1 pseudogene is annotated in these 298 nt (G+C 78.5%); it reads right to left on the reverse strand.

Features of this window, described 5'->3' with window-relative positions:
- Positions 1–298: pseudogene (locus tag J7E86_RS22040) on the reverse strand (DEAD/DEAH box helicase); the annotation flags it as partial.

Genomic DNA, 298 nt, shown 5'->3' on the forward strand with positions numbered 1-298 from the left:
GCTTCGGCTTGACCTCGGCCTCGGGGGCCTCGACCGTCTCGGCGACGGCCTTCTCGGCCACCGGTGCCACGGCCTTACGGGCACGCGACCGCTTCGGCTCGGCGGGAGCGGACTCGCCGGCCTGGGACGGGATCATGGCCGCGATGGCCGCCGCGGCGGTCTCGACGGTCTGGAAACCGACCTCGGCGACCGGCTCCGGACGCAGGGGACGCGTGCGGCGACGGCGCGGCTGACGCTCGGCGACCGGCTGCTGCGGCGCGGGGGCCACGGCGGCGGGCGCCTCGGCCTTGGCGGGGGC

Origin of the sequence: Streptomyces sp. ISL-11 (assembly GCF_018614525.1) — a bacterium.
Taxonomy (GTDB): Bacteria; Actinomycetota; Actinomycetes; order Streptomycetales; family Streptomycetaceae; genus Streptomyces.